The 23,285-nt window shown below is 67.3% G+C and carries 21 protein-coding genes; 3 read left to right on the top strand and 18 right to left on the bottom strand.

The genetic code is table 11. The annotated features are described in order from the left end of the window. The first annotated feature begins 62 nt into the window (after positions 1-62). Positions 63-1,460 carry a TonB-dependent receptor plug domain-containing protein gene (locus tag IEW15_RS11695; protein WP_188578032.1) on the top strand — a complete coding sequence of 466 codons (1,398 nt, stop codon included), beginning with the start codon at positions 63-65 and terminating at the stop codon, positions 1,458-1,460. 47 nt (positions 1,461-1,507) lie between these two features. Here the strand turns inward: IEW15_RS11695 and IEW15_RS11690 are convergent, their stop codons facing one another. Next, positions 1,508-1,993, bottom strand: a complete 486-nt coding sequence (locus IEW15_RS11690; protein ID WP_188578030.1) for a YbjN domain-containing protein — start codon at positions 1,991-1,993, stop codon at positions 1,508-1,510. A gap of 195 nt (positions 1,994-2,188) precedes the next feature. Between IEW15_RS11690 and IEW15_RS11685 the strand changes: the two genes are divergently transcribed. Further along, positions 2,189-3,283 (top strand): acyltransferase family protein, encoded by a 1,095-nt coding sequence (locus IEW15_RS11685; protein ID WP_188578028.1) that lies wholly within the window; start codon positions 2,189-2,191, stop codon positions 3,281-3,283. Here IEW15_RS11685 and mgtE read toward each other — a convergent pair. Then, complete coding sequence (mgtE, locus tag IEW15_RS11680; RefSeq protein WP_229708028.1) at positions 3,265-4,704, bottom strand: magnesium transporter; 1,440 nt, start codon at positions 4,702-4,704, stop codon at positions 3,265-3,267. The two genes, IEW15_RS11685 and mgtE, sit on opposite strands and share 19 nt — an antisense overlap. 88 nt (positions 4,705-4,792) lie before the next feature. Beyond that, on the bottom strand, positions 4,793-7,102 hold the full coding sequence (locus IEW15_RS11675; RefSeq protein WP_188578025.1) for an NADP-dependent malic enzyme: 2,310 nt from the start codon (positions 7,100-7,102) through the stop codon (positions 4,793-4,795). Positions 7,103-7,371: 269 nt separating this feature from the next. Here IEW15_RS11675 and lipB point away from each other — a divergent pair, with 269 nt between their 5' ends. After that, positions 7,372-8,058, top strand: a complete 687-nt coding sequence (gene lipB / locus IEW15_RS11670; RefSeq protein WP_188578023.1) for a lipoyl(octanoyl) transferase LipB — start codon at positions 7,372-7,374, stop codon at positions 8,056-8,058. Between the two features lie 42 nt (positions 8,059-8,100). Here lipB and IEW15_RS11665 read toward each other — a convergent pair whose 3' ends face one another. The 15 genes from IEW15_RS11665 to IEW15_RS11595 all read right to left on the bottom strand — a co-directional run bounded on the left by IEW15_RS11665 (position 8,101) and on the right by IEW15_RS11595 (position 23,258). Next, entirely contained in the window at positions 8,101-8,646 is a 546-nt protein-coding gene (locus IEW15_RS11665; RefSeq protein ID WP_188578021.1) for a biotin transporter BioY, read from the bottom strand. A 110-nt stretch (positions 8,647-8,756) separates the two neighbouring features. Beyond that, a complete protein-coding gene (locus tag IEW15_RS11660; RefSeq protein ID WP_188578019.1) occupies positions 8,757-9,239 on the bottom strand; it encodes a DUF2937 family protein in 483 nt (160 codons plus the stop codon). A 54-nt stretch (positions 9,240-9,293) separates the two neighbouring features. Further along, complete coding sequence (locus IEW15_RS11655) at positions 9,294-9,653, bottom strand: acylphosphatase (protein WP_188578017.1); 360 nt, start codon at positions 9,651-9,653, stop codon at positions 9,294-9,296. Positions 9,654-9,774: 121 nt separating this feature from the next. Further along, entirely contained in the window at positions 9,775-11,214 is a 1,440-nt protein-coding gene (locus IEW15_RS11650) for an FAD-binding oxidoreductase (RefSeq protein ID WP_188578015.1), read from the bottom strand. Between the two features lie 182 nt (positions 11,215-11,396). Further along, complete coding sequence (locus tag IEW15_RS11645; RefSeq protein WP_188578013.1) at positions 11,397-13,379, bottom strand: acetyl-CoA carboxylase biotin carboxylase subunit; 1,983 nt, start codon at positions 13,377-13,379, stop codon at positions 11,397-11,399. Between the two features lie 24 nt (positions 13,380-13,403). Further along, complete coding sequence (locus tag IEW15_RS11640) at positions 13,404-13,727, bottom strand: hypothetical protein (RefSeq protein WP_188578010.1); 324 nt, start codon at positions 13,725-13,727, stop codon at positions 13,404-13,406. A gap of 13 nt (positions 13,728-13,740) precedes the next feature. Further along, entirely contained in the window at positions 13,741-15,273 is a 1,533-nt protein-coding gene (locus IEW15_RS11635) for an acyl-CoA carboxylase subunit beta (RefSeq protein ID WP_188578008.1), read from the bottom strand. A gap of 274 nt (positions 15,274-15,547) precedes the next feature. Next, a complete protein-coding gene (locus IEW15_RS11630; RefSeq protein ID WP_188578006.1) occupies positions 15,548-16,291 on the bottom strand; it encodes an ATP12 family chaperone protein in 744 nt (247 codons plus the stop codon). Then, on the bottom strand, positions 16,288-17,016 hold the full coding sequence (locus IEW15_RS11625; RefSeq protein ID WP_188578004.1) for an HAD-IA family hydrolase: 729 nt from the start codon (positions 17,014-17,016) through the stop codon (positions 16,288-16,290). Before IEW15_RS11625 ends, IEW15_RS11630 begins: the two co-directional genes overlap by 4 nt. Continuing rightward, positions 17,016-18,044, bottom strand: a complete 1,029-nt coding sequence (locus IEW15_RS11620; protein WP_188578002.1) for an RluA family pseudouridine synthase — start codon at positions 18,042-18,044, stop codon at positions 17,016-17,018. Before IEW15_RS11620 ends, IEW15_RS11625 begins: the two co-directional genes overlap by 1 nt. Continuing rightward, entirely contained in the window at positions 18,041-18,436 is a 396-nt protein-coding gene (gene crcB, locus IEW15_RS11615) for a fluoride efflux transporter CrcB (protein WP_188578000.1), read from the bottom strand. Before crcB ends, IEW15_RS11620 begins: the two co-directional genes overlap by 4 nt. Next, positions 18,433-19,779 (bottom strand): replication-associated recombination protein A, encoded by a 1,347-nt coding sequence (locus IEW15_RS11610; RefSeq protein ID WP_188577998.1) that lies wholly within the window; start codon positions 19,777-19,779, stop codon positions 18,433-18,435. The genes crcB and IEW15_RS11610 overlap by 4 nt, the downstream gene beginning before the upstream one ends. 46 nt (positions 19,780-19,825) lie before the next feature. Further along, complete coding sequence (locus IEW15_RS11605; RefSeq protein ID WP_188577996.1) at positions 19,826-21,316, bottom strand: Do family serine endopeptidase; 1,491 nt, start codon at positions 21,314-21,316, stop codon at positions 19,826-19,828. A gap of 279 nt (positions 21,317-21,595) precedes the next feature. After that, positions 21,596-22,015 carry a 50S ribosomal protein L17 gene (gene rplQ / locus IEW15_RS11600; RefSeq protein WP_188577994.1) on the bottom strand — a complete coding sequence of 140 codons (420 nt, stop codon included), beginning with the start codon at positions 22,013-22,015 and terminating at the stop codon, positions 21,596-21,598. Positions 22,016-22,241: 226 nt separating this feature from the next. Next, positions 22,242-23,258, bottom strand: coding sequence for a DNA-directed RNA polymerase subunit alpha (locus IEW15_RS11595; protein WP_188577992.1), 1,017 nt, complete (start codon positions 23,256-23,258; stop codon positions 22,242-22,244). Positions 23,259-23,285 lie beyond the last annotated feature (27 nt).

The raw sequence follows: 23,285 nt of genomic DNA, 5'->3' as shown, positions 1-23,285 counted from the left end.
AGGATTCGACACCCCGAGCCTAACGGCTCAAGGCGAGCAACGCCGCTCTCCCTTTTTCAACAATGACCGGGACATCCCCCTTCAAACAGGCCGATGGCGACAATTACGAGGCCGGCAATGGCAATGAGGTGATCGGCACCGGCGCCGATCTGCAAAGCATCCTGGGCAAGCTCGCCTATGAGAGCACCGGCGGCCATCGCTTCGAGCTGTCGGGCGAACAGGTCCATGACAACACCACCCGGCCGTTCCGCGCCAATATCGGCCAGCTGATCGGCCGGCTCGACACCGACCGGCCCTATGACATGAAGCGCCAGAACCTGGTGTTCAACTATGCCACCACCCATAACGAGGGCATGTGGAACCCGAAACTGGTGCTGGGCTATAACAGCACCGAGCTTGGCGTGCCGAGCGATTTCCCCGACGTCGTCTACAGCACCGGTGAAACCACCAGCCTGTCGGGCAAGATCGAGAACAGCTTCATCTTCAGCCCCGGCGACAGCCTGACCGTCGGCGCCGATTTCTATGATGACGAGGCATCCTACAAGGATCACAGTGTCGATGTCGCCGAGCAGGCGACCAATATCGGCATCTATGCCCAGGCCCGGCTGACGCCGGTCGAGGCGCTGCGCCTGTCGGCCGGTCTGCGCGGCGACAAGCAGTGGTTCGAGGGCATCGACGGTACCGAGATCGACCATGCCGGGCTCAGCGGCAATGTCGCCATCGCCTATGACGTGATCGAAACCGTCACCCTCAAGGCCGGCTATTCAAACGTCTTCGGCGGCGTGGCGCTGGCCGAGAATTTCATCATGAATCCCGCCTGGGATTACAGCGGCGGCATCAAGGCGATCCGGTCGAACAACGTCACGCTGGGGGCCGAATTCCACCAGGACGGCTTCAGCTTCGGGGCAGGCGTGTTCCGCAGCCGGTTCAAGGATGCCCGCAACGAGGTCTACAGCATCCGAGGGGAGCCGGTCGGGGTCGGCGCGGATCTGACCACCGATTTCGAGACCCGGGGCTACAGCCTGATGGCGGGCTATAGCTGGGGGCCGGGTTTCGTGCGGGTCAGCTTCACCGATACCGAGTTCACCATCGGTGACAAGGCGGGTGACTCCGATGCCGGCCAGTATCTGGGCACGCCGATCGGCCGTATGGTGGCGATCGAGGCCGGCCATCGCTTCGACACGATCGGGCTCGCCATCGGCGGCACCATCGACGCGGCGTTCAAGAACAAGGACACGGTCGACCAGGGCAATCTGCCGCTGGAGTCCTATCAGGCGGTGGGGCTCTATGCCGAGTACCAGCCGCCGATGGCCGATTTCCTCACCCTGCGCGTCGAGGGCAACAACCTGTTCGACGAGACCTATGCCGACCGCGCGACCTATGGCCAGGAATTCAGCAATGTCGTGCCGCTCTACGAACCGGGCCGGTCGGTGCTGGTCAAGGCCACGGTCCATTTCTGATGGAATGCATGCCGGCCCCGGTGACGCCATCGCTGGGGCCGTTCTCGTCATTCGGCGGCGGGCACCACCTCGTTACGGAAGTCCAGCATCACCGTTTTCCACCAGTCGATGGTGTCATCCAGGTTCGACCGGCTGACACCAAAACGCAGGTTCACGTCGTATTCGATCACAGGGTCGCCGTCATCGTCGATATAGGCGCGGCTGAAGCGTTTGGTGCGGTTCCAGTCGGCGATCTGGCGGGCGGACACATCGGTGTCGGTCCAGGCGGCATAGAAGCCCAGCGTCAGGCAGTCCTGATTGTCGGTGCAGTCGTTGAAGAAGATGACATAGGCCGTGCCGTCGATCCGGCCCCGGATCATCGGATCGCCGCTATCGGCCTTGTCCATCGACGCCGAACCATAGCCGCGCGCCAGATTCAGGATATCCTCGGGCCGGCTGGCATCCATCAGTTCCGCCGCCACAGCCGGGGCCATGGCGGAGGCAAGGGTGACAAGACACGCAGCAGTTCCCAGGCTGCGCCAGACCATGCGCATGATCAACGTCTCCGGCATCGGCAGGATTGAAATCGGAAGAGCGATGACACGCTATGACATCCGGCGCCGGCCGTACAAGACATCCCGGCGGCGTCACGACGCGGTTTCGGCATTTACCGGCAGGGCGGTCATCAGGCAGAGTCCCGCCGGCGCGATCCCGCCTCCGCCCCGCACACTGAACGGATCTCCCGACCGATGTCCCGACCGGCCGATTCCCATCCCGCCCCGGCCCAGCGGCAACGGCTGATCTCCATCCAGATCCTGCGGGCGGTGGCAGCCTCGATGGTGCTGGTCTATCACCTGTTCGACATCTTCACGACCTATGGCTTGAGCCCGGCGCGCTGGTTCCAAATCGGCGCGTCCGGTGTCGACATTTTCTTCGTCATCTCGGGCTTCATCGTCGCGCACACCGCCGGCGATACCGATCGGGCCGGGTTTCTGGCCAAGCGACTGGTCCGGATCATACCGATCTACTGGCTGCTCACCCTGTCGATCTTCGCGATCGGCGAAGCGGCGCCCCATCTACTCAACACCACCCGCACCGATCTGCTGGGCATGATCCAGTCGCTGCTGTTCATTCCCTTCACGCGGGAGGCCGGTGGCATCTTTCCGCTGATCCCGGTCGGCTGGACATTGAACTACGAGATGCTGTTCTACCTCGTCTTTGCCGCCTGCATGACCACCTCGACGGCGCGCAGCGTGCTCAGAGTGTCGGTGGTTCTGGTGGCTCTGGCGATTGCCGGCTGGGTCGCGGCGGCGAATGGGCGGTACTTCGACACCGCCGCCATTCAGTTCTATACCCGTGGCATCGTCATCGAGTTCATCTATGGCATGGTGTTGTGCCTGATCTGGCGCACGGCACCCGGATGGCTGCCACGGATCTGGCCCTTGCTGCCGCTGGGCATGGTTCTGCTGGCCACCGTCAGCACGATGAAGGGCATCAGGTTGCCGCGCGAAATCGTCTACGGGCTGCCGGCGCTGTGCATCGTTGCCGGCACGCTTGCCTTGCGCGTGCCCGACAATCGGCTGTCACGCATCGGGGCGACGCTCGGCGATGCGTCCTATGCGATGTATCTGGTCCACGCCTATGTGATCCATCTGGCAACGAAGTCACTGGCGATGGCGGGGCTGACGTCACCGCTGGCCGCGATCACCGGCGGTATCGTCACCTATGCGGTGGTGGCCATGGTCTCGATCGGCCTCTATCGGGGGATCGAGGCGCCGTTGAACCGGCGCCTGCGTCGGCATCTGAAACAGCGCCCCGCCGCCGGTCAGAGCAGAACCAGCTGAGCCAACCCCAGAAAGGCGAAAAAGCCGACGATATCGGTGACCGCCGTCAGGAACACGCCCGCCGAGACCGCCGGGTCGACCTTCAGCCGGTCCAGCGCCAGCGGGATCAGCATGCCCGACAGGCCGGCGGTCAGCATGTTGGCGAACAGCGCGCAGAACAGCACCGCACCGATGAACGGGTCGAAGATCAGCCCGGCGGCCACGCCCACGGCGATGCCGAAGACCAGGCCGTTGATCGCGCCGATGCCGGTTTCACGCATCACGATCCGCATGGCGTTCGACGGCGTCAGTTCCTTCAGCGCCAGGGCGCGCACCGCCACCGTCAGGGTCTGGGTGCCGGCATTGCCGCCCATCGACGCCACGATCGGCATCAGCACCGCCAGGGCCACGATCTGTTCGATCGTGGCCTCGAACAGGGCGATGACCGAACTGACCATCAGCGCCGTGCCCAGATTGACCCCAAGCCAGGCCATGCGCTGTCGCACCGCCCTGACCAGCCCGGCATTGACATCGACCTCCGACCCGACGCCGGCCATCAGGGCCATGTCCTCTTCGGCCTCTTCCTGGATGACGTCGACCACGTCGTCGAAGGTGATCACGCCGATCAGCCGGCCCTGATCATCCACCACCGGCGCCGATGCCAGCGAATAATGCCGGAACAGCCGCGCCACCTCTTCCTGGTCGACCGAGGCTGAAATCGCGTCGACGTCGCGGTCCATGATGTCGCGCAGCAGCACCTTGCGCGGATGGCGCAGCATCCGGGCCAGCGGCACCGCCCCGATCGGCTTGTGGCGCGGGTCGACCACGAAGATCTCGTAGAATTCTTCCGGCAGGTCCGGGGTCTCACGCAGGAAGTCGATCGCGCGGCCCACGGTCCAGAAGGCCGGCATCGCGATCAGGTCGCGCTGCATCAGGCGGCCGGCGGAATATTCCGGATAGGCGAGGCTTTCCTCCAGCGCCCGCCGGGTCGCCGGCGGCACCGTCGCCAGCAGTGCCGCCTGGATGTCGTCGTCCAGATCCTCGATCAGATAGATCGCATCGTCGCTGTCCAGAACCGACAGCGCCTCGGCCAGCACCCGGGGGCCAAGCTGGGCGATCACCTGATCGCGGACATTGCCCGCCAGATGCGGCAGGATTTCCGGGTCGAAGCCGTCGCGCAGCAATTCGACCAGCGACCGCCGCTCATCCCCCGACAATCGTTCCAGCAGGTCGGCGATGTCGGCGGCGTGCAACTCGGCCACCAGCCCGCGCACCGCCGGCGCGTCGCCTTCATCCAGCGCGCCGGCGGCGCGCCGCACCAGATCGTCGGACACGCCATAGAGCGAGGGCATGGCCCCGCCCTCGGCGCGCGGCCCATCCTGACGCCCGGTCCCATCCTGGCGATCCGCCTCGGGGGCGCGGATATCGTCTTCGTCGCGCAAGGGCCGGGCCTCCAGGGGTCAGGGGTGCGGCCGGAAACCGGTCCGCGGAAGCCGGCCCCTCCGCGGATACCGGCCTATCATGATCCGATCAGGCGGGCTCCGCCGGCAAGGGGCACCACGGGTTGGTCCGCGACTTCTCGATCGCGTCCACCACGACCAGCGCCGACAGATTGACGATACCGCGCACCGACACCGCCGGCGTCAGGATATGGGCGGGATGATTGAAGCCGATCATCACCGGCCCGACCGAGGTGCCGTTGGTCAGCGCTTTCGCGAGATTAAACGCGATGTTGCCGGAATCAAGATCGGGGGTGATCAGCAGATTGGCCTGACCGGTCAGGATCGAGCCCGGGAACACCCGGTGGCGGACATCCTCCGACAATGCGGCGTCGGCCTGCATCTCGCCATCCACCTCAAGCTCCGGTGCCTGACGGCGGACCAGATCGAAGGCATCCCGCATCATCAGCGCGCCGGGCGTCTCGCCGGTGCCGAAGCTCGACGACGACAGCAGCGCCACCTTCGGGGTGATGCCGAAGCGCCGGACCTCTTCCGCGCACAGGATCGTCATTTCGGCGATCTGGGCGGCGCTGCGCTGATGCTCGACCTGGGTATCGGCCACGAAGACGGTGGCGTTGGGCAGGATCAGCGCCTGCATGGCGCAGGCCTCGCTGACGCCGGCACGCAGGCCCAGAATCTCCTTCAGATGCCGCAGGTTCTTCACGAACCGGCTGACCGGGCCGCAGATCAGGGCATCCGCCTCGCCGATATGCACCATCAGCGCGCCGATGACCGTCGCCCGGGTGCGCACCACCGTGCGGGCGCCTTCAGGCGTCACACCGCGCCGCGCCATCAGCCGGTGATATTCCGACCAATAGGTGTTGTAGCGCGGATCATCCTCGGGGTCGCAGAGCTCGACGTCCTTGTCGAGCTTCAGCCGCAGGCCCAGCCGCTCGATCCGGCGCAGCACCACCGCGCGCCGTCCGATCAGGATCGGGTTGGCGAAGCCTTCATCCACCACGATCTGGGCGGCGCGCAGCACCCGCTCATCCTCACCATCGGCATAGACCACGCGTTTGGGCTGGGCCTTCGCCCGCTCGAAAACGGTCTTCATCACCAGACCGGAGCGGAAGAAATACGACGACAGCACCTGACGATAGGCCGCGAAATCCTCGATCGGACGGGTGGCGACACCGCTGTCCATGGCGGCGCGCGCCACCGCCGACGACACTTCAACCACCAGACGCGGGTCGAAGGGCTTGGGGATCAGATAATCGGGGCCGAAGCGCAGATCCTGGCCGCTATAGGCCTGGGCCACTTCCGATGACGGCTCGGCCATCGCCAGATCGGCGATCGCCTGGGCGGCCGCCTTCTTCATCTCGATATTGATCGTGGTGGCGCCCACATCCAGCGCGCCCCGGAACACAAACGGGAAGCACAGGACGTTGTTGACCTGATTGGGAAAATCCGACCGGCCGGTGGCGATGATCGCGTCGGGTCGCGCCCGGCGGGCCTCTTCCGGCAGGATTTCCGGTGTCGGGTTGGCCAGCGCCATGATGATCGGGCTCGGACCCATGCGCTTGACCATCTCGGCCGTCAGCACCCGGGGGGCCGAAAGCCCCAGGAAAATATCGGCGCCGTCGATCACCTCACCCAGCGTGCGGGCGTCGGTCTCGACCGCATAGGTCTCCTTGCGCGGATCCATCAGCTCGTTGCGGCCCTTCCAGACCACGCCGACGATGTCGCAGACGGTGATGTTCCGGCGGGGCAGACCCAGTTCCACCAGCAGATCCAGGCAGGCCAGCGCCGCGGCACCGGCGCCGGACGCCACCAGCTTCACCTGATCCAGCGGCTTCGACACCACGCGCAGCGCGTTCAGCATCGCCGCCGCCACCACGATGGCGGTGCCATGCTGGTCGTCGTGGAATACCGGGATCTTCATGCGGCTTTTCAGGCGCTCTTCGATCTCGAAGCATTCCGGCGCCTTGATGTCCTCAAGGTTGATCGCGCCGAAGGACGGCTCCAGACTGGCGATGATCTCGACCAGCTTGTCGGGGTCGCGCTCGTCGATCTCGATGTCGATCGCATCGATGCCGGCGAACTTCTTGAACAATACCACCTTGCCTTCCATCACCGGCTTGGCGGCCAGCGGGCCGATGGCGCCAAGGCCCAGCACGGCGGTGCCGTTGGTGACCACCGCGACCATGTTGCCCCGGCCGGTATACAGTGAGGCGTTCAGCGGGTCGGCGACGATCTCTTCGCAGGCATAGGCGACACCCGGCGAATAGGCCAGCGCCAGGTCGCGCTGGTTGGCAAGCGGCTTGGTCGGCTCGATGCTGAACTTGCCGGGCCGCGGCAGGCGATGATATTCGAGCGCGCCGTCGCGCAATTCCTTCGACATTCGCGGTCGTCTCCCCCGAGTTTCACGCTGCCTGTTGTCAGGATCGGGCAGCTTGGCGCCAATGGTCCCGATCGGTTGGCGCGCACAGTATAGCCGCCAAGACCGGAAAGGCCACCGGCAGCGCCGGCCGGATGCGCGGGGCGGTGTTGCATGCGCCGCATGGGCGACGATCCGCCGCATGGCTGGCGATCCGCCGCCGGCACGGCTAGATTATCGGCAACCGGTCACGCCACAAGGAGCGGACCGGACAGGCAGTGAGGACGCTGGCAATGGCAACGATCCGCGGCACCACGACACTGGCACCGGTGGAATGGCTGGTGACGCCGGGATTGACCGATTATCCGGCGGCGGTGGCGCGGATGGAAGCCCGCGCGGCGGCGATCCGCGACGGCACCGCCGGCGAACAGGTCTGGCTGGTCGAACATCCGCCGATCTATACCGCCGGCACCAGCGCCCAGGACCGCGACCTGATCGCGCCCGGCCGCTTTCCCGTCTATAAGACCGGCCGCGGCGGCCAGATCACCTATCACGGGCCCGGCCAGCGGGTTGCTTATGTGATGCTGGACCTGAAGCAGCGCGGCAGCGACATCCGCGCCTTCGTGCACGCCATGGAAGACTGGGTGATCAGCACGCTCGACCAGTTCAACCTGAAGGGGCTGCGCCGTGACGGCCGGGTGGGCGTGTGGATCGACCGTGGCGATGGCCATGACGACAAGATCGCCGCAATCGGCGTGCGGGTGCGGCGCTGGGTCAGCTTTCATGGCATCTCGATCAATGTCGAGCCCGACCTCGGCCATTATGCCGGCATCATTCCCTGCGGCGTGCGCGGCCACGGCGTGACCTCGCTGGTCGATCAGGGTCGGCCGGTCGGGATGATCGAGGCCGATATGGCCTTGCGGGCCGCCTTTGAAGAGATCTTCGGCCCCACCGTCGACATCACCCATGACGCGGCCTGACCAGGACCATCCGCCAGGACCATCCGTGACGGACCGGAGCCGTCAGCGTCCGGTTGCCAGGCAGGCAGGCCGGACATGGACCACGGTCAGCGCAATCGCCGCCGCCATCACCGCCTTGATCAGATCGCCGGGAATGAAGATGGCCGAGCCGCTGATGGCGATCTGCGCCGGCACGCCACTGACCATCACCATCCAGGGCACCCCGATCAGATAGACCAGCCCCACGCCGCCCACCACCGCGGCCGACAGATGCCGCATCCAGCCGGGCGGGCGATGTTCCGTCAGCCAGCCGGCCACGAAGGCGCCGGGGATCCAGCCCAGCAGAAAGCCGCCGGTGGGGCTGAGCAGGATATCGAACCCGCCCCGGCCGCCGGCCAGCAGCGGCGCGCCCGCCATCACCAGCCCGACCATCAGCATCTGCGACAGCGCGCCGCGCCACGAGCCCAGCACCAGCCCCGACAACATCACCCCAAGGGTCTGGGCGGTGATCGGCACGCCGATCAACGGCACGTCCAGCGGCGGAAACAGGCCCAGCCCGATGGTGAGGGCGGTGAAGATCAGGATGTTGATCAGATCGCGTCCCGACATATCGCTGGACCCTCCGCATCCGATCCCCCGGCACCATTGCCTGCCGCAATCTCTTATCCGGCATAAATGATGCCGGGTCAATCACCCGGCACGCGCAAGTCGGGTCTCTGTCAGCCATACCGCATGCGGCGGCGAAAGGGCCAGCGCAGCAAGGCCATCAGCCCATCGTAAACCAGCCACGCCAGCACCATGCCGGTCAGGCCATAGGCCAGGCTGGCCGGCTCCACCGGCAGGCTCACCACATAATCCGTCCAGGTCGCGCGGGCAATCTCGGGGTCGGCGTGGCGCAACGCCTCCAGGGGCCGCAGAAACGGATCGGCGGCGGCAATGGCGTCGCGGGCCGTGGCCAGCGCCTGGGCGCGGGCGGCGGCGGCTGCCTCCAGCGCCGCGCGCGCCACCGGCGCCACCTGATCATAGGGCGCCACGCCGGCGCGGATCTGGCCCAGCAGGCGGGTCGCCTCGTCCAGATGGCCGCCGATCCGCTGAAGATAGGCCAGGGCGAAGCCTTGGGCCTGTGCCGCGCCCAGCCCCAGCACCAGCGCGCAGATGCTGCCCAGCAGCCGGTCGATCCGTCCGAGGAGCCAGCGACCCATCAGCATGCATCCATCATTATGCGCAGACGAGGAACACGGCCGGGATCGGCCGGGTCACGCGGTCGGCTTGCGGCGGAAGCCCGGACCCGACGGCAGGTCGGCGGGCGGGAAATCCCGGGGCCAATCGGCGGATGTCGTCACCTCGACCGCGTCCACCCATGCGGCCGGCGGACCGGCATGGGCGCGGCGGATCACCGTCTCCACCGCCGCGGCAGTACCGGCGATCAGCGCTTCCACCGTGCCATCGCGGCGATTGCGGACCCAGCCCTCCAGGCCGTACCGCCGGGCCTGGCCTTCGAACCACCAGCGATAGCCGACCCCCTGCACCCGGCCGCGGATCGACAGGCGGACGGTCAGCCGCGCGGCCAGCGCCGCATCGGGCGTGGGATCGTCTTGTGGTGGCTGGTCGGACATCGGGCCTGCGGCTGGGCGTGAGGGGAACCGGTTATGCATCTGCCGGTCAAGCCTAGCCGATGGACCGGCGCCCGAAAAGATGCCGGGCGCGCAGCCGGCCATTCAGGGCAGCAGCCGGTCTTCAGGGCAGCAGCCGGTGGGGATTGAGAATGCCGTTCGGGTCCAGCATCGCCTTCAGCGCCCGCATGGTCGCGATCTCGGCGGCCGAGCGGTTGCGGTCCAGATAGGCGCGCTTGACCTGCCCGATGCCATGTTCCGCCGAAATCGATCCGCGATACTGCGCGACCAGATCGAAGATCGCATCGTCGATCGGCCCCTGCAGGGCCTGATAGCCCCCGGCCTGCATGCCCGGCGGCGCCATGACGTTGACATGCACATTGCCGTCGGCGACATGACCGAAATAGACCGGGCGCAGGCCCTTGGCCACCCGCGCCAGCGCCAGATCGCAATCGGCGATGAACCGGCCGATATCGCCGACCGCGAAGGTCAGGTCATATTTGTGCACCGGCGCCGTATGGGCGACCGCCTCGGGTACGCCTTCGCGCAGCCGCCACAAGCCCTCGGCCTGGGCATCGCTCTGGGCGATCGCGGCATCGGCCACCCGGCCGGCCTCGATCAGTGCGCCGATCGCCACTTCCAGCCGGCCGCGTTGGGCCCCGGCGTCGGCGTCGTCCGATCCCACCTCGATCAGCACCGCATAGGTGTGGGCCAGGGCGAACGGGCTGCGCGCGCCGGGCAGCGTGCCGGCAACCAGGGCCACCGCGTCGGCGCCGATCAGTTCCACAGAATTCAGCCGGCCGGGAAAGCCGCGGCGCACCGCCGCCAGCACCGCCAGCGCATCATCGAAACGATCGACCGCGACCATGGCGACCGCGCGCCCCGCCTCGGCCGGAAACAGCTTCAGGGTCGCGGCCGTCACCACGCCCAATGTGCCCTCGGCGCCGATGAACATCTGCTTCAGGTCATAGCCGGTGTTGTTCTTGCGCAGGCTCGACAGCCCGTCCAGCACGGTGCCGTCGGCCAGCACCACCTCCAGTCCCAGAACCTGTTCACGGATATGACCGTAACGCAGCACCTTCAGGCCGCCGGCATTGGTCGAGATATTGCCGCCGATCCGGCAGGATCCCTTCGATCCCAGATCCAGCGCCAGCATCAGCCCAGCGCGGCGGGCCGCTTCCTGTGCCGTCTCCAGCACCACGCCCGCATCCAGGGTGATGCTGGCGCCCACCGCATCGACCGCCCGGATGCGGGCCATGCGATCCACCGACAGCACGAAGGCGCCGGCCGCATCTGGCACCGATCCGCCGACCAGGCCGGTATTGCCGGCCTGCGGCACCACCGGCAGGCGGTGGGCGTTCAGATAGGCCAGCACCCGGGCCACCGCCGCGGTGTCGCGGGGGCGGATCACGCCCAGCGCGCGGCCATGGAACTTGCCCATCCAGTCGCGTTCATAGCGCGGCATGTCGGCCGGGTCGGTGAGCAGCCCGGCGGCATCGACCAGCCCCTGAAGCGCGTCCAGATGGCGGTCGAGTTCGGCGGCGGAAGGCGGGCGAGCGAACATGCGGCACTCCGGGCGGCTTCGGATGTCTGGTTTGTCCCGATTCTGTCGCGCGCCGCGCCGGCCGGCAACCGGCGAAGCGGCGGGTCTGCCATGCAGGGATCGCGCGATAACGGCGCCTCAAACGCCAGCGGCCCGCCGGATCATCGATCCGGCGGGCCGCGACAGGGCGCGTCAGGCGGTGCTCATTCGAATTCGATGATCACCTGATCGGCGGCGACGCTGGAACCGGCGCCGGCCTTGATCTCCTTGACCGTGCAGTCGCGTTCGGCGCGCAGCACGTTCTCCATCTTCATGGCCTCGATCACCGCCAGTTCCTCGCCGGCCTTGACCTCCTGGCCGACCTCGACCGCCACCGACAGCACCAGGCCCGGCATCGGCGACAGCAGGAAGCGGCTCATATCCGGCGCCTGCTTCACCGGCATCATTGCCGCATATTCAGCACCGCGACGGGTATAGACCCGCGCCAGCAGCGCCGATCCGCCATGGGTCAGCCTCCAGCCCGAGGATGCCCGCTCGATCTGGACCACGCGGGTGCGGTCGTCGACGGTCGCGGTCAGCAGCCGGTCGCCCAGTCGCCAGGTGCAGTCCAGCGTCACCGGCTTGCCGCCCATGTCGAGCACCAGAGCCGGCGCGTGCTGCACCACCTTCACCTCGACCCGCTCGTCATCCAGCATCACCACCAGCTCGTCGGGGACATGGTGGACATAGCCGCGCATCTGGCCGGTGATGTTGCCCTGGCGCGCCCGGTCGGCCAGATCGGCCATGACCGCGATCGCGGCCAGCGCCCGGCGGGCCTCGGCGTCCAGCGGTGCGCCGTGGAAGCCCTCGGGATATTCCTCGGCAATGAAACCGGTCGACAGCCGGCCTTCCAGGAAGCGCGGATGCTTGATCAGCGCGGTCAGGAACGGGATGTTGTGGGTGATGCCGCGGATGTAATAGGCATCCAGCGCGTCGCTCATCCGCTCCGCCGCCTGCAGGCGATCATCGCCATAGGTCACCAGCTTGGCGACCATCGGGTCATAGAACATGCTGATCTCGGCGCCCTCATAGACGCCGCTGTCGACCCGCACGCCGGTGCCGGTGGGCTCGATATAGCGCGCAAGGCGCCCGATCGAGGGCAGGAAGCCGCGATAGGGATCCTCGGCATAGACCCGGGCTTCCATCGCCCAGCCGGTCAGCGTCACCTCGTCCTGGGTAAAGGGCAGGTGTTCGCCCGCGGCCACCCGGATCATCAGCTCCACCAGATCGAGGCCGGTGATCAGCTCGGTCACCGGATGCTCGACCTGAAGCCGGGTGTTCATCTCCAGGAAATAGAAGCTGCGATCGGGGCCGACGATGAATTCCACCGTGCCGGCCGAGCGGTAGTTCACGGCCCGCGACAGCGCCACCGCCTGCTCGCCCATCGCCTTGCGGGTCGCCTCGTCCAGGAACGGGCTCGGCGCCTCCTCGATCACCTTCTGGTGCCGGCGCTGGATCGAGCATTCGCGCTCGCCCAGATAGCAGATATTGCCATGGCCGTCGGCGATGATCTGGATCTCGATATGGCGCGGCTGCTCGATGAACTTCTCGATGAACACCCGGTCGTCGCCGAAGCTCGACTTCGCCTCCGATGTCGCCGAGCGGAAGCCCTCGCGGGCCTCCCTGGCGTCATGGGCCAGCCGCATGCCCTTGCCGCCGCCGCCGGCCGAGGCCTTGATCATCACCGGATAGCCGATCTCGTCGGCGATCTTCACCGCCTCGTCGGCATCCTTGATCTCGCCCACATAACCGGGAACGGTCGAGACACCGGCCTTCTTGGCCAGCTTCTTCGACTCGATCTTGTCGCCCATCGCATAGATGGCCTCGATATTCGGGCCGATGAAGGCGATGCCGGCCGCGTCCAGCGCCTTGGCGAAGCTCTGGTTTTCCGACAGGAAGCCATAGCCCGGATGCACGGCCTGGGCGCCGGTGTCCTTGCAGGCGGCGATGATCCGCTCGGCGATCAGATAGCTCTGATTGCTGGGGCTGGCGCCGATATGCACGGCCTCGTCGGCCATGCGGACATGCAGCGCATCGGCATCGGCGTCCGAATAGACGGCCACCGTCTTGATGCCCATACGGCGGGCGGTGCGGATCACCCGGCAGGCGATCTCACCGCGATTGGCGATCAGGATCTTCTCGAACATGGGGCGCGTTCTCAACTCAGCAAATCAGGAAGCGGAAGACGGCGGATGCGGCGGGCGCGGCCCGGAGCCGCCGTCTCTGGCGCCCCCCAGCCTGGCCAGGATGCCGTAAGCCCAGAGCCCGTGCAGAACCACCAGACCGGCCCAGAGCGCCAGGGCGAAGCCGATGCGCCCCTCCGGGTCATCGACCTTGAGCAGCGCGGTCAACAGGGCGATCAGGCCGTTCCCGGCGGCGAAAGCGAAGCCATGGAGGTAGAAACCGGTCAGGCGGCGGGCGCGGCGCGCCTGCGCCGCTTCTCCGGTTTCGGCTCCCGACGTGGCGACGCCGGCCTCGGGGTCATCTGGGGTCACGGGCATATCCGCGTCAGAGCGGAATGTTGCCGTGCTTCTTCCACGGCTTCTCGCGACGCTTGCTGCGCAGCATGTCCAGCGCGCCGCAGATGCGGGCGCGGGTGTTGCGCGGCCGGATGACGTCGTCGATGAAGCCGCGAGAGGCGGCAACGAACGGGTTGGCGAAGCGGCCGCGATATTCCTCGGTCCGCGCCGCGATCTTGTCCGCGTCGCCGATATCCTGGCGGAAGATGATCTCCACAGCGCCCTTCGGCCCCATCACCGCGATCTCGGCAGACGGCCAGGCATAGTTCATGTCGCCGCGCAGATGCTTCGAGCTCATGACGTCATAGGCGCCGCCATAGGCCTTGCGGGTGATCAGCGTCACTTTCGGCACCGTCGCCTCGGCATAGGCGTACAGCAGCTTGGCGCCATGCTTGATGATGCCGCCGAATTCCTGGCTGGTGCCCGGCAGGAAGCCCGGCACGTCGACGAAGGTGACGATCGGGATGTTGAAGCAGTCGCAGAACCGCACGAAGCGGGCGGCCTTGCGGGAGCTGTCGATGTCCAGGCAGCCGGCCAGCACCATCGGCTGGTTGGCGACGATGCCCACGGTCTGGCCATCCATGCGGGCGAAGCCGGTCAGGATGTTCTTCGCGAATTCGGGCTGGATCTCGAAGAAGTCGCCCTCGTCGACCACCTTCTCGATCAGCTCCTTCATGTCATAGGGCTTGTTCGGGTTCGGCGGCACCAGAGTGTCGAGCGACGGCTCCATGCGCGCGACCGGGTCGTGGGTCTCGCGGATCGGGGCCGGTTCGCGGTTCGACAGCGGCAGGAAGTCGAAGAACCGGCGCATCTGCAACAGCGCGTCGACATCATCCTCGAACGCCACATCCGCCACCGAGGATTTGGTGGTGTGGGTGACGGCGCCGCCCAGATCCTCGGCCGTCACCACCTCGTGGGTCACGGTCTTGACCACGTCGGGGCCGGTGACGAACATGTATGACGTGTCCTTCACCATGAAGATGAAGTCGGTCATCGCCGGGGAATACACCGCACCGCCGGCGCAGGGGCCCATGATCATCGAGATCTGCGGCACGACGCCCGAGGCTTCCACATTGCGCAGAAACACATCGGCATAGCCGGCAAGCGAGGCGACACCTTCCTGGATGCGGGCGCCGCCCGAATCGTTCAGGCCGATCACCGGGGCGCCGACCTGCACCGCCTGGTCCATGACCTTGCAGATCTTTTCGGCATGCGCTTCCGACAAAGCGCCGCCGAACACCGTGAAATCCTGGCTGAACACGAAGACCAGCCGGCCGTTGATCGTGCCGCGGCCGGTGACCACGCCGTCGCCGGGCACCCGGGTGTTCTCCATCCCGAATTCCGTGCAGCGGTGTTCGACGAACATGTCGTATTCTTCGAACGACCCGGCATCGAGCAGCAGCTCGATCCGCTCGCGTGCGGTCAACTTGCCCTTGGCATGCTGGGCATCGATCCGGCGCTCGCCGCCACCCATCCGGGCAGCCTGACGACGCTTCTCAAGCTCTTCGAGTATCGCCTGCATCTCCGGTCTTCTTCTTCCTCGAATGGTCTGGCGCCGGCCTGCCGCGGCCGATCCCGGCTGCGACGGCGCGCAAAGCACCCTACACGGCGTATCCCTTGTTCGCCTGTGCTGATAGCATGACGGACCCGGTCGCGCCACACCCTTTGCCGCGAAAGCCTGAAGATCCGCAAGGTATTGGCAGTTTATGGGGGGGCTTGCGAAAGCTGTGCGTGATCGCACGGCCGGCTGCGCAAGATTGCGCAAACCGACCCACGGGTAACCTGCACGCCCCCCGCTACCCCGCGTTGATGGCGTCGCGGATGCGGGCCAGATCGGCCAGATCGCGTTTCAGGAAAGCCATCCGCTCGGTCTGCTCGGCATCCTCGCCCCAGCGGCTGATCTGGTAATGCTCATCGGCCTGCGAGGCTGCCCACGCCGTCTCGGCATCGATCGCGCCTTCGAACAGTGCCAGGCCGATGATCACCGATCCGGCGGTGGTCACGGCGCCGTGCAGCACCGCAAGCTGCCAGGGATCGACGGCCTCGATCGCACGGGTCAGCCGCTCCACCGTCTCGGGCGGCTGGTCCACCGCCAGAAGCCCGGTGGTGGTGACCAGATGGATGTCGAAGCGCCGCCGCGCCCAGTCGATCATCGGATCCCAGTGTTCGCACTGCACCGCCGCCAGCCCGGTCGGGGTCTCGGCGCGATAGCACACCAGATCCGTGCCGATATAGCCGGCCAGTTCCGCGGCGATCAGCGCCTGATGCGGCACCACCCGGTCGACCACCACATTGGCCAGCCTCGTCGCCGGCATGGTCTCGGGGTCGATGCGCTCACCCTGGCCTGCCCACTCATCGGCGATCAGCCGGGCCAGGCTCTGGCGCGGCACAACCAGCGGTGCCTTGGCCGGGGTGCGCAGGGGGCGCGCGTCCAGCACCACCGACCATCCGCCCTCGACGGGGGTGATGTCGGCGCCCTTGTAGAAGCGCTTGCGCAGATCGGGCCCGGCACGGCCGGCGCCCTTCGGTGCATCGCTCATGCCCCGATCCTCCGTTCGATCGTCTCGATGGCCATCGCGGGCGGCGCGCCGATCAGTGCCAGGATCGCCGCGTCCAGCGCCGCCGCGTTTTCCACCACATGCTCGGCGCCGGCGGCGATCAGCTCCTCCGGCGCATGACAGCCCCAGGCGACGCCGATCGCCCGCGCGCCCGCCGCCCGAGCCATCTCCATGTCATAGCTGGTGTCGCCGATCAGCACGCTGCGCGCCGGCGCGGCACCGGTCTCGGCCATCGCCGCCAGCATCATCGCCGGATGCGGCTTGCTCGGATGGGTATCGGCGGTCTGGATGGTCACGAACATCCGCTCGAAGCCGAACTGGGCCACGGTGCGCTCCACGCCACGGATCGATTTGCCGGTGGCCATGCCCAGCAGATAGCCGGCGCGGTCCAGCCGGCGCAGAACCGCGTCCACGCCGTCGAACAACCGTTCGTCGCCCATCTGCCCGGCGGCCAGCCGGCGGCGATAGGCGGTGCGATAGCCGTCGGCCAGCATCATGCAGTCGGCCTCGCCCAGATCCGGCAGCAGCCGGCCGATCGCGACCGGCAGCGACAGGCCGATGATCCGCGACACATCGGCCAGCGCCGGTGCCGCCAGCCCGGCCGCGACGAAGCAGTCGCCCATGGTGTCTGTGATCTCCCCGGCACTGTCGACCAGGGTGCCGTCGCAATCGAACACCACCAGCCCGATGCCCGTCTCCTCTGCCATCATCCGTCGATCTCCAGGTTCAGGCCCATCCCCAAGTCCAGACCAAGCCGCGCGAAGCTGGCGGCCATATGGGGTGGCAGGGGTGCTGCCGCCGATATCCGCCGGCCATCCGGCCCGGTCAGGGTCAGGCGACGGGCATGCAGGTGCAGCCGCTTCGGCAGGCCGATCCGCCGCAGATCCACCGCGGCCCCGCCATATTTCAGGTCGCCCACGATCGGCGTGCCGATCGCCGCCAGATGGGCGCGCAGCTGGTGGGTGCGGCCGGTCAGCGGCTTCAGCGCCACCAGCGCGCAGGGGCCGCCGGTTGCCATCACCTCGTATTCGGTGATCGCGCTCTGGCCGTCCTCGCCCTCATCCACCGCCACCATCCGTTCCCCGCCGCGTTCCACCGGTCGTTTGGCCAGGGGCAGGTCGATCACGCCGCGCTGTGGCGATGGCACGCCCAGGGTGACCGCCCAATAGATCTTGGTGGTGGTCCGCTCGCGGAACGCCCGGGTCGCCCAGGCGGCGGCGCGGGCATTGCGGGCCAGCAGCAGCACGCCCGAGGTGTCGCGGTCCAGGCGGTGCACCAGCCGTGGCCGCTCAACGTCACCCGGACGGGCCAGCCCGTCGAGCATGCCGTCCAGATGCCGGTCGGTGCCGCTGCCGCCCTGCACCGCCAGCCCGGACGGCTTGTCGATCAGGATCAGGTCGTCGGTCTCGACCAGCACCCGGCCCCGCAGGAAGGCCGCATCCTCGGCGCCGCTCGCGCGTTGCGCCACGCGGCCTTCCGCCGCCGCGTCCAGCATCGGCAGGGCCAGCGGCGGCAGGCGAACCGTGGCACCGGCCGTCAGCCGCAGATCGGGCTTGGCGCGCTTGCCATCCACCCGCACCTGGCCGGTGCGGCTCCAGCGTTGCGCCTCGGCAAAGCCCAGCCCCGGCAGCCGCCGGCGCAGCCAGCGGTCCAGCCGCTGGCCGTCCTCGTCATCGCTCACATTCAGATGCAATGGCTGGTGGCCACCGCCTGTCCCTTGCGCGGAACCGGTCATCCGGCCACCATCCTTGCCACCATCAGCCCGCCCAGCAGGCCCAGAACCCCCAAAGCCACCGATCCGCCCACATACAGCGCCGCGACCACCGTCTCGCCCCGCTGCCACAGGCTCACCGCATCCAGCGAAAAGGTCGAGAATGTGGTGAAGGCGCCAAGAAATCCGGTGGCGATCAGGGTCCGGGCGTGGGGAAACATCGGCAGGCCATGTGCCGCGGCCCCCGCCAGCAGCCCCATCAGGAACGATCCGGCGATGTTCACGATCACCGTGCCCCAGGGAAAGCCCAGGCCGAACGCCGCTGCCGCCCAGCTGTTGACACTGTGACGTGCCAGGGCCCCTGCCGCACCGCCGGCGGCGATCACCACCAGCGTCACCGGTGCGAATGCGGTCATGACGTCTCGCCCTTCCCGTCCCTGGCCTTGCCTGCCCGTTCGGCCGCGCGCATCTCCGCCTGACGCTCGGCACGCAGCTTCGCCCAATACTCCAGCCGCTTGGCGATGTCCCGCTCGAACCCGCGTGGACGTGGCTCATAAATCACCCGTGCGCCCATCGCCTCCGGCCAGTAATCGCGGCCCGAAAACGCGTCCGGCGCATCATGGTCGTAGTCATAGCCATGGCCATAGCCAAGCTGTTTCATCATCTTCGTCGGCGCGTTCAGGATATGCATCGGCGGCATCAGCGATCCGGTTTCCTTCGCCAGCCGCCGGGCGGCCTTATAGGCCACATACACGCCGTTCGATTTGGGTGCCGTCGCAAGATAGACCACGGCCTGCGCGATGGCGAGTTCGCCTTCCGGGCTGCCCAGCGTCTCATAGGCCGCATGGGCCGCCTGCGCCTGTTCCAGGGCCCGCGGATCGGCCATGCCGATATCCTCGACCGCGAAGCGGATCAGCCGGCGGATGACATAAAGCGGATCCTCGCCGCCCTCCAGCATCCGCGCGAACCAATAGAGCGCCGCGTCGACATCCGATCCGCGCAGCGATTTGTGCAGCGCGCTGATCAGGTTGTAATGGCCTTCCTGCGCCTTGTCATAGAGCGGCATCCGGCGCTGGAGCAACTGGCCCAGGCGGCTTGTGTCCAGCACCTCGCCCTCGGGCAGCGCATACAGCATGTCGGCCATGTTCAGCAGGAAGCGGCCATCGCCATCCGCCATCGCCACCAGCGCGTCCCGCGCCTCGCTGTCAACCGGCAGCGGCCGTGCCTCGGCTGCCTCGGCGCGGATCAGAAGCTCGGTCAGGGCCGCCTCGTCCAGCCGTCGCAGCACCAGCACCTGGGTGCGCGACAACAACGCGCCGTTCAGCTCGAAGGACGGGTTCTCGGTGGTGGCGCCAATCAGCGTGACGGTGCCATCTTCGACATAGGGCAGAAAACTGTCCTGTTGCGCACGGTTGAAGCGGTGGATCTCGTCCACGAACAGCAGCGTCTGGCGCCCGGTATCGCGCAGCGCCGCCGCCTCGGCAAAAGCCTTGCGCAGGTCGCCGACGCTTGAGAACACCGCCGAGAGCGCCGCGAACCGCATGCCCGTGGCCTCGGCCAGCAGGCGCGCCAGCGTCGTCTTGCCGGTTCCCGGCGGCCCCCACAGCACCAGCGATGCCAGTCGCCGCGCCTGGACCATGCGCGTCACCGGCCCGTCGGGGCCGAACAGATGGTCCTGGCCCACGATGTCCTCGATCCGCGCCGGTCGCAGCCGGTCGGCCAGGGGGCGTGGGGCTGCGGCATCGAACAGCGTCGCCATGGGAATTATGCAGCCTCCCGCTCTGAAGGCGCCGGCCCGGTCCGGTTCAGCGCACAAGCTCCAAGGTGAGTTCGCGCCCCTCGCGGCGCAAGGTCAGCCGCCAGCGTCGTTCGCCCCGCACGGCCGCAAGCCTTGACACCACATCGGCCGCGCGGTTCAGTTTCGCGCCGTTGATCGCCACGATCATGTCGCCGGGGCGCAGGCCGATCGCCGCCGCCGGCGATCCGCGGGCGATGTCGATCACGATCACCCCTTCCTCGAACCCGTCCAGGCCCAGTTCCTCGGCCAGTGCCGGTGACAGATTGGCGATCTTCGCCCCCGCCAGCGGGTTGGCGCCGCTGATCTCGCGTTCATCGCGCGCCACCGTCTCAGGTGCCGCCACCAGCGGCAGCGACACGGTCTGCCGGCGTCCATCGCGCCAGATCGTCACCTCGGTATCGCCGCCGATGCCGGCGGCCGCCAGCCGGAAGCGCAACGCCCGCGGATCGTCGACCACCCGGCCGCCGATCTCCAGGATCACGTCGCCGCGCTTCAGCACCCCGGCCGCCGGTCCGTCCGGATGAACATGGCTGACCACCACGCCAGATGGCCGCGGCAGGTCCAGGCTTTCGGCGATATCCGCGGTCACCGGCTGGCCGCGTGCGCCAAGCCAGGGCCGCGCCACCGGCCGGCCCTCGATCGCTGCCTGCACGACCGTCCGCACCAGGGTTGCCGGAATCGCGAAGCCGATGCCGTTCGATCCGCCCGACCGGCTGAAGATCGCGGTGTTGATGCCCACCACCCGGCCATCCAGCGTCACCAGCGCACCGCCGGAATTGCCGGGGTTGATCGCGGCATCGGTCTGGATGAACGACTGGAAATCCGAGACCCCGACCATGGTCCGGGCCAATGCCGACACGATGCCGCTGGTGACGGTCTGGCCCACGCCGAACGGATTGCCGATCGCCAGCACCAGGTCACCCACCTCGACCGCATCGCTGTCGCCGAAGGTCAGCGCGGGCAGTTCAACCCCCTCAGGATCGATCTTCAGCACCGCCAGATCGGTCTGGGCATCGAGACGCACCACCTCGGCCGGAAACTCGCGCCGGTCGTTCAGAACCACCGTGATCTGCTCGGCGCCGTCGATGACATGGTTGTTGGTCACGACGAAGCCGCGGCCGTCGACGATCACCCCTGACCCCAGCGAGTTCTGCACCCGCTCCGATGGCCGGCCCAATCCCATGCGGTCGCCAAAGAACCGGCGGAAGAACGGATCGTCGAAGAAGGGCGAGCGTTGCTGCACCACCACGGTCCGGCGGGTGTAGATGTTCACCACAGCCGGCGCCGCCGCCCGCACCACCGGCGCAAATGACAGCTGCATCTCGGTCCGGGTTTCCGGCACGCGCCTGGCCGCCGCATCATCGGCCGCCATCACCGGCGCCGCACCTGCCAGCACGACGACCGCGATCGTCCAGGCCACCGCCAGCCCCCGCACATGCAGCCACCCCGCCGCCAGGGCGGCGGCGCACCTGTTCCGGTCGATCACCCGCTTCGACATCCCGCACACCTTCATCTTCCCGGCCGGTCACGATCCCCGGTCCTGATCCTTGGGCGTCCCGTCGCCGCCGGCTCACAGCATAACGCCGGCGTCTCAGCCGACAAGCACCGCCGCACGCCCACGCCCAGCCGCCAAAGGAAACCCGCCCCAACGGAAAACGGGCAGCACACCATGTGGCGTGCTGCCCGTCCTCGTCACCGATGCACCGTGTTCCGGGGCCATGATCCCCTGGCCCGTCCGCGCCGACGGGCAAGGGGCGTTCACAGCCGGAACGGGCGATCAATCCTCGGCGTCGTCCTCGGCAACCTGCTTCGGGCCCGAATCCTGGCCCTTGGCGGCGGGGTTGCGGTCGACCAGCTCGATGATCGCCATCGGCGCATTGTCGCCATAGCGGAAGCCCGCCTTCAGCACGCGGGTATAGCCACCGGCGCGGCCCTGATAGCGCTCGGCCAGTTCGGCAAACAGCTTGCGGACGATCACGTCGTCCGGCAGGCGTGCCGCGGCCTGGCGGCGGGCATGCAGATCACCGCGCTTGCCCAGCGTGATCAGGCGCTCCACAACCGGGCGCAGTTCCTTCGCCTTCGGCAGGGTGGTCTTGATCTGCTCATGCTTCAGCAGAGCCACGGCCATATTGGCGAACATCGCCTTGCGATGGGCGCTGGTGCGGTTCAGCTTGCGACCGCTCATTCCATGGCGCACGACAGTTTACTCCTGCTCGGGCATCATCCGTGCCCGGTATCCGGGCACTGTGGCGCGCGTCGGGGCGTTGCCATCCCTGTCGCGCGCCGCGATGCGATTTTCAAAGGGGCCGACGTGCGCAGGCACAATCCACCCCGTGAGGTAGTCGCCCGCATGACGCGGGCGGTCGTCGGAACCCGATATCGGCGGCGCGGGGCATGGGCCTTCCGGCTGCCCCGCCGGCCGATCAATAGGGCTCTTCCAGCTTCTTGGCCAGCTCTTCGATATTCTCCGGCGGCCAGTTGCTGATCTGCATGCCGAGCTTCAGACCCATGGAGGACAGAACCTCCTTGATCTCGTTCAGCGACTTGCGACCGAAGTTCGGCGTCCGCAGCATCTCGGCCTCGGTCTTCTGGACCAGATCGCCGATATACACGATGTTGTCGTTCTTCAGGCAGTTCGCCGAACGCACCGACAGTTCCAGTTCCTCGACCTTGCGGAGGAGGTTCGGGTTGAAGGGCAGCTCGTCATGCTCTTCACGCTCGGTCGGCATCTCCGGCTCTTCGAAGTTGATGAAGAGCTGGAACTGGTCCTGGAGGATCCGGGCGGCAAGCGCGATCGAATCTTCCGGGGTGATGGCGCCGTTGGTTTCGACATGGAGCGAGAGCCGGTCGAAATCGGTATAGGAACCGACGCGGCTGTTCTCGACCTTGTACGAGACCTTCTTGATCGGGCTGTACAGGGCATCGACCGGGATCAAACCGATCGGCGCGTCTTCGGGGCGGTTGGCCGAGGCCGGGACATAGCCCTTGCCGGTGTTCACCACGAATTCCATGTTCAGCACCGCGCCGTCATCCAGCGTGCACAGAACCAGGTCCGGATCCAGAATCCCGATATCAGGACCGGTCTGGATCATCGATGCCTTGACCTCGCAGGGGCCGGTGGCCTTCAGCGCCATGCGCTTGGGGCCTTCGGCATGCATGGTCAGCGACATGGTCTTCACGTTCAGCACGATATCCGTCACGTCCTCGCGGACACCGGGGACCGATGAAAACTCGTGAAGAACGCCGTCGATCTTGATCGCCGTAACTGCGGCGCCTTGAAGCGACGACAGCAGCACCCGGCGCAGGGCATTGCCGAGCGTCATGCCGAAGCCGCGTTCGAGCGGCTCGGCGACGACGGTCGCCTGCCGGGCCGGATTGGCCCCCGGCTCGATCTCGAGCTTGGTCGGCTTAATCAGGTCCTGCCAATTCTTATGGATCACGTGAACGACCTCTCGTTGCTCGCGCCG

The organism is Tistrella bauzanensis (assembly GCF_014636235.1).
Taxonomy (GTDB): domain Bacteria; phylum Pseudomonadota; class Alphaproteobacteria; order Tistrellales; family Tistrellaceae; genus Tistrella; species Tistrella bauzanensis.
This window is presented reverse-complemented; position numbering and strand designations above follow the sequence as displayed.

Bases quoted from the DNA above. Each gene is read 5' to 3' on its own strand.
- IEW15_RS11695 (WP_188578032.1), top strand. From the start codon at position 63: ATGACCGGGACATCCCCCTTCAAACAGGCCGATGGCGACAATTACGAG.
- IEW15_RS11690 (WP_188578030.1), bottom strand. From the start codon at position 1,993: ATGCGCATGGTCTGGCGCAGCCTGGGAACTGCTGCGTGTCTTGTCACC.
- IEW15_RS11685 (WP_188578028.1), top strand. From the start codon at position 2,189: ATGTCCCGACCGGCCGATTCCCATCCCGCCCCGGCCCAGCGGCAACGG.
- IEW15_RS11675 (WP_188578025.1), bottom strand. From the start codon at position 7,102: ATGTCGAAGGAATTGCGCGACGGCGCGCTCGAATATCATCGCCTGCCG.
- lipB (WP_188578023.1), top strand. From the start codon at position 7,372: ATGGCAACGATCCGCGGCACCACGACACTGGCACCGGTGGAATGGCTG.
- IEW15_RS11665 (WP_188578021.1), bottom strand. From the start codon at position 8,646: ATGTCGGGACGCGATCTGATCAACATCCTGATCTTCACCGCCCTCACC.
- IEW15_RS11660 (WP_188578019.1), bottom strand. From the start codon at position 9,239: ATGGGTCGCTGGCTCCTCGGACGGATCGACCGGCTGCTGGGCAGCATC.
- IEW15_RS11655 (WP_188578017.1), bottom strand. From the start codon at position 9,653: ATGTCCGACCAGCCACCACAAGACGATCCCACGCCCGATGCGGCGCTG.
- IEW15_RS11650 (WP_188578015.1), bottom strand. From the start codon at position 11,214: ATGTTCGCTCGCCCGCCTTCCGCCGCCGAACTCGACCGCCATCTGGAC.
- IEW15_RS11645 (WP_188578013.1), bottom strand. From the start codon at position 13,379: ATGTTCGAGAAGATCCTGATCGCCAATCGCGGTGAGATCGCCTGCCGG.
- IEW15_RS11635 (WP_188578008.1), bottom strand. From the start codon at position 15,273: ATGCAGGCGATACTCGAAGAGCTTGAGAAGCGTCGTCAGGCTGCCCGG.
- IEW15_RS11630 (WP_188578006.1), bottom strand. From the start codon at position 16,291: ATGAGCGATGCACCGAAGGGCGCCGGCCGTGCCGGGCCCGATCTGCGC.
- IEW15_RS11625 (WP_188578004.1), bottom strand. From the start codon at position 17,016: ATGGCAGAGGAGACGGGCATCGGGCTGGTGGTGTTCGATTGCGACGGC.
- IEW15_RS11620 (WP_188578002.1), bottom strand. From the start codon at position 18,044: ATGACCGGTTCCGCGCAAGGGACAGGCGGTGGCCACCAGCCATTGCAT.
- crcB (WP_188578000.1), bottom strand. From the start codon at position 18,436: ATGACCGCATTCGCACCGGTGACGCTGGTGGTGATCGCCGCCGGCGGT.
- IEW15_RS11610 (WP_188577998.1), bottom strand. From the start codon at position 19,779: ATGGCGACGCTGTTCGATGCCGCAGCCCCACGCCCCCTGGCCGACCGG.
- IEW15_RS11605 (WP_188577996.1), bottom strand. From the start codon at position 21,316: ATGTCGAAGCGGGTGATCGACCGGAACAGGTGCGCCGCCGCCCTGGCG.